The following is a 4,755-nucleotide window of genomic DNA, read 5'->3' as shown; positions in this document are numbered from 1 at the left end:
GGTTACTTGGGTATAAATATGAAAAAGCGCACCACGACGATATGTTAAGGTGCGCTTATTTGTTTGCCCAGCAGCTAATATGAGTCAGTCATAGACCTCCGGCTCTGCCGCAGAATGTTTTTCTTGAAGTTCCAATATCAATAGCGTTAACGCATAAAGAACTTTTGCAATGCTTTGATCGCCATGCCACGACGTTCCAGCAACATGCCTACACGAGGTAGCCACGTTGGTGTACTCAGGATGGTTTTGGCGTGACTAAAGGTTCTAAACCCTTCCTCGCCATGGTAGTGACCGATACCAGATTCACCAATACCACCAAATGGTGCGTCTTCCGCGCCAACGTGCAAAATCGTGTCGTTCACTCCGACCCCGCCACTGTGAGTGTTACGGGTAATTCGCTCAATAATGCTCTTATCTTCTGACATGATGTAGAGCGCAAGTGGGCGTTGATTCTGGTTGATGTAGCTGATGACCTCTTGGATATCACTGTAAGGCTTGATTGGCATAAGAGGACCAAAGATCTCTTCCTGCATAATGGTCATCTCTTCCGAAACATTGGTGACTAAGTGCGGATATAATCGTCGACCTTCTGCTCTCGTTTCAGGCACGGTATGTAACTCCGCGCCCTTGGCTTTGGCATCTTCCAATACCGCCTTTAATCGGTCGTACTGACGCTGATTGATGATATGAGTAAAACCTTGTTCTTCTTGACCTTTGAGGTACAGCGCTTCAAAGCGTTGTAAGAAGAGTGCGACGAACTCGTTAACCCTTCCCTCTGGTACAAAGGCATAATCTGGCGCAACACAAATTTGTCCGGCATTGATGCATTTACCGAACAAAATCGCATCAACTGCTTTGTTCAAGTTAGCATCATCTGCCACGATAACTGGAGACTTACCACCAAGCTCCAAGGTAATTGGGGTTAAATTCTCCGCTGCAGCACGAGCAACCGCGCGACCAACATTAGTAGAGCCAGTAAACAGTAGGTGATCGAACGATAATTTGCTGAACGCTTGAGCCACTTCGGCTTCACCCTCAACCACCTCGACATCTTCAGGCAATGCTCGACAAATCTCAGAAATCACCTTGTTGGTCATCGGTGTAAATTCGCTGAGTTTCATCATCACTCGGTTACCTGCCGCAAGCGCGGTGACTAATGGCGATAAGCTGAGGATTACTGGGAAGTTCCAAGGCGAGATGATACCCACCACACCAACAGGTTGATATTCAACGGTGACTTTAGACGGGGCAAGTAACAAACCAGAATGACGGCGACTTGGCTTACACCATTTATTAAGGCGTTTTAAGGTGTAATTGATTTGAGCAACCGTCGGCAATACATCCGTCATTGCCGTATCAAATTCAGAGCGGTAACCAAAGTCCTCACTTAAGGCTTCCACCAGCGCTTGCTGGTTATTCAAAATAGTCTGCTTAAGAAGGTTAAGCTTCTGTTTTCTTACCTCTAAGATCGGATAAGGTTCGGCATTGTATGCAGCTTTGAGCTTATCCAATTTTTGTTGCAGCAGTTGACCAACTTCGACGTCGACGATCGCATTCATGATTTTCTCCTTGTGCACCCAATCTAGGGCAATGTCGCACTTATGTATGATTTAAAGTTAACATAAGGGCAACATCCTGACTATTAACGCAATAAGGAAGTTAGAGTTCAAACTCAGATTTGTTTCGGTTAAAGCGCAAGTTTCATCTTGTAGTAAGAGACGTCAGATTTGTAGAAGCGTTCGCCTTCAACGTTCATCCCAAATTTTTCGTAAAAAGCCAGTGCGGATTCTCTCGCATCGCACCAGAAATATTCAACAGGTGAGAACTTAAGACTTTCTAACACATATCGAATCATGGATGAACCAATACCCAACCCTTGATACTCAGGCAAGATAGCAAACTTGCGCAATCGAGCTTGATTGTCATCTCGGTATATCGACGCCACCCCCACCAATACGCTGTCGACGAATGCGCCAAAATGCTCCGCTTCCTCGTCGCCCTCTACTTTACAATGTTCGATGGGTTTATTTGCCCAAAGTACTTGATGGCGAATTGGCATCGCATCTTGCCAAGTGATTTTATCTATACTGATGTTCATGCGTTACGACTCTCTCAAATGCAATTCATAAACGCCCAAACGCTGACTGGCGTCGAGCATCTCAAAATCATGATCAATGTATTCCTTTAGCGTCGCACCAGCGCGCTCTGCAATTTTGATGCTTGGTATGTTGTCTTCCATGCAATGAAATTGGATCACTTTGGCATTGCCTCTTTCTCGAATCAGTGGCACCAAACTCATCAAGACCAAATCAATTATTTGATGACCCCGACCTTTCTCCGCCAACCAATATCCAATCTCGGTCGCTTTGCTTTGTGTTTCGATGCCTTTGATACCAAGCACACCGACAAACTCTTGATTTAGTTTTATCGCAAACCAATAAGCATCGAGAGCATTGGAATTAATCCGTTGAGAAATATACGCCACCGCTTCTCTACGGTTAGTGACCCAGTCTGTCCAAGGTAGATATTGAGATAAACTCTCCCGACTCTCATTAACCACAGAGAGCAAGGTAGAAGCATGTTTAGTCAGCAAAGGCTCAATGGAAATACGCTCAGTAATTTGTAGTGCCTGATGTTGTTCATAGCCTTGGTACATAGTGATTCCGTAGTTAACTTTGCTTGATCAAAGTGAATGGCGTCAGTTCGCTTTCAACATAGTGTTTCCATACATGCTCGTACAGGTGATGTTGATTGGCAAATGGTACGAGTTGTTTTGCCTCTTCTAACGTGCACCAACGGTAGTCGGTGTGTTCATGATTAAGCGTTACTGTTTGATTTGGTTTGCAGAATAATACAAAACAAGGAATAACCATGATTCGATTCTTGTGCGCTTCATAAAATTGTTCGAGAAAATCTGCAGTATGAAGCTCTACATCTTCAATCTGTGTTTCTTCCTTAAGCTCTCGTACGATCGTTTGCCAGCCAGTTTCCCCCTCTTCGACACCACCAGCGACATGACACCAATAGCCTCCTTTCACTCGTTCTAGTAATAGCATTTTCTTTATGCCGTCGAATTCAGAAATCACCACACCGGACACATGCGTTGCTTGAATAGGAATCATCCACTTTTCCTTTAGAAATTATTGTTTTTTACTCTGAGCAAGACAGTCTACCTCGGTTCAAAAAGAAACGCGGGCTTTATCCCAGCGCACTGATCTTTTTGTGAGTTTAGTGTGCTAAAGTGCGATCTCCCGCAATAAATGAGCAGTAAGATGCCTAACTCACTCAACTCAATGATTCCCATTGGCGTGCGCTTTATGGTGCTGTCCGCGTTTGGTTTTGCACTGATGTCTGCCACGGTCAAGCACGTTAGCTTGCACGGCATTCCCGTATTTGAAATCGTAGCCGCTAGGGCGCTGGTTTCGTTAGTGATCAGCTATCTCGATGTAAAACGTAAAGGTATATCCGTTTGGGGTAATAATAAGCCCTTGCTCTTTGCTCGCGGTGCCGTTGGAACCATGGCTCTGATGTGCGTGTACTATTCCGTTACGACTTTGCCCCTGGCTGAAGCGACCATTTTCCAGTATATCCACCCTGTATTTACTGCCTTACTCGCCGTTTTCTTCCTTAAAGAACGTATCCAGTTCTCGACGTTTATTTGTATCGCCCTTTGTTTACTTGGGGTCTACGTCATGGTGCGACCAGAAACTGGTCCAGACGCCGAACATGCCTTACCAATGTTCAGTGTGATGATTGCTATCTTAGGCGCATTTGGTAGCTCTATTGCGTATGTAATCGTACGTAAGCTAAGCCAGACAGAAGACAGCTCTGTCATCATCTTTTACTTCCCATTAGTGGCGCTGCCTGCATCGATTCTTTTGATTGGCGATCAATTCGTCATGCCGGATTTGTATCTAACAATGATGCTTGTTTTGGTTGGTGTGTTTACTCAGATAGGACAACTGGGGTTAACGAAGGCAATGCAAACACAAGAAGCTGGTAAAGCATCGGCTTACTCATATGTACAGATCATTTTTTCTGTTGTGTTAGGTATCGTCTTCTTTGGAGAACTGCCTTCGGTATGGACATATCTAGGGGGAGCTCTCATCGTGACTGGCGCTTTGATTAATGTCTTTGGACAGCACCTAAAACTGCCATTTATGAAGCGATAATAAGCTCTTTATAAAGGAATCCCTTGGTTTCAAACAACAAAAGCCAGATCAAGACTCTGGCTTTTCTTTTGACAGCTGAACTAGATTAAGCGGCGAACTTTAAGCCAGCAATACCGGCAACAATGAGCAGCAAGCTGATGAGCTTGATTAACGTGGCTGGTTCATTAAATAAATAGATGCTGGCAATCGCAGTTCCTATAGCCCCTATTCCAACCCATACACCGTAGGCAATGCCTAGAGGCAATGTTCTAAGTGCAATACCAAGTAACCAAAAGCTTAACACCATAAACCCAACCGTAAAGGCAGACGGCGCAAGCTTACTAAAGCCTTCCGAGTATTTAAGACCGACCGCCCATGCCACTTCGCATAGCCCCGCGAGAAATAGAATTGCCCAAGCCATTGAGAGATTCCAAATGATTGGGGTCGTCCCCGATAGTGATAAGAGCGGTGAGGTCGTCCTCACTTCTTGTGAATCCATATTATAAATAAAAAGCGCTTACCAACAACATTGAAGTGACTTCACGCAAACGTCGAATCGATTAATAAGAAAAATAAGTTCATTTGAATTAAATAGAATATACCC

General features: G+C 44.6%; 6 protein-coding genes. 1 reads left to right on the top strand and 5 read right to left on the bottom strand.

Features of this window, described 5'->3' with window-relative positions; translation table 11 throughout:
- Nucleotides 1-146: 146 nt before the first annotated feature.
- The 4 genes from VHA02S_RS24395 to VHA02S_RS24380 all read right to left on the bottom strand — a co-directional run bounded on the left by VHA02S_RS24395 (nucleotide 147) and on the right by VHA02S_RS24380 (nucleotide 3,122).
- Nucleotides 147-1,559, bottom strand: a complete 1,413-nt coding sequence (locus tag VHA02S_RS24395; protein ID WP_038898708.1) for a coniferyl aldehyde dehydrogenase — start codon at nucleotides 1,557-1,559, stop codon at nucleotides 147-149.
- Between the two features lie 128 nt (nucleotides 1,560-1,687).
- A complete protein-coding gene (locus tag VHA02S_RS24390; protein ID WP_005451623.1) occupies nucleotides 1,688-2,098 on the bottom strand; it encodes a GNAT family N-acetyltransferase in 411 nt (136 codons plus the stop codon).
- A gap of 3 nt (nucleotides 2,099-2,101) precedes the next feature.
- Nucleotides 2,102-2,656, bottom strand: a complete 555-nt coding sequence (locus VHA02S_RS24385) for a GNAT family N-acetyltransferase (protein WP_038898709.1) — start codon at nucleotides 2,654-2,656, stop codon at nucleotides 2,102-2,104.
- Between the two features lie 13 nt (nucleotides 2,657-2,669).
- The gene (locus VHA02S_RS24380) at nucleotides 2,670-3,122 is read right to left on the bottom strand and encodes an NUDIX hydrolase (protein ID WP_005451621.1); all 453 of its coding nucleotides are present in this window, start codon (nucleotides 3,120-3,122) and stop codon (nucleotides 2,670-2,672) included.
- 150 nt (nucleotides 3,123-3,272) lie between these two features.
- Between VHA02S_RS24380 and VHA02S_RS24375 the strand changes: the two genes are divergently transcribed.
- Complete coding sequence (locus VHA02S_RS24375) at nucleotides 3,273-4,172, top strand: DMT family transporter (protein WP_038898710.1); 900 nt, start codon at nucleotides 3,273-3,275, stop codon at nucleotides 4,170-4,172.
- A gap of 85 nt (nucleotides 4,173-4,257) precedes the next feature.
- Here the strand turns inward: VHA02S_RS24375 and VHA02S_RS24370 are convergent, their stop codons facing one another.
- Entirely contained in the window at nucleotides 4,258-4,572 is a 315-nt protein-coding gene (locus VHA02S_RS24370) for a DMT family transporter (RefSeq protein ID WP_005451619.1), read from the bottom strand.
- Nucleotides 4,573-4,755: the final 183 nt, after the last annotated feature.

The organism is Vibrio harveyi NBRC 15634 = ATCC 14126 = KCTC 12724, from assembly GCF_001591145.1.
GTDB lineage: Bacteria > Pseudomonadota > Gammaproteobacteria > Enterobacterales > Vibrionaceae > Vibrio > Vibrio harveyi.
This window is presented reverse-complemented; position numbering and strand designations above follow the sequence as displayed.

Bases quoted from the DNA above. Each gene is read 5' to 3' on its own strand.
- VHA02S_RS24370 (WP_005451619.1), bottom strand. From the start codon at position 4,572: ATGGCTTGGGCAATTCTATTTCTCGCGGGGCTATGCGAAGTGGCATGG.
- VHA02S_RS24380 (WP_005451621.1), bottom strand. From the start codon at position 3,122: ATGATTCCTATTCAAGCAACGCATGTGTCCGGTGTGGTGATTTCTGAA.
- VHA02S_RS24385 (WP_038898709.1), bottom strand. From the start codon at position 2,656: ATGTACCAAGGCTATGAACAACATCAGGCACTACAAATTACTGAGCGT.
- VHA02S_RS24390 (WP_005451623.1), bottom strand. From the start codon at position 2,098: ATGAACATCAGTATAGATAAAATCACTTGGCAAGATGCGATGCCAATT.
- VHA02S_RS24395 (WP_038898708.1), bottom strand. From the start codon at position 1,559: ATGAATGCGATCGTCGACGTCGAAGTTGGTCAACTGCTGCAACAAAAA.
- VHA02S_RS24375 (WP_038898710.1), top strand. From the start codon at position 3,273: ATGCCTAACTCACTCAACTCAATGATTCCCATTGGCGTGCGCTTTATG.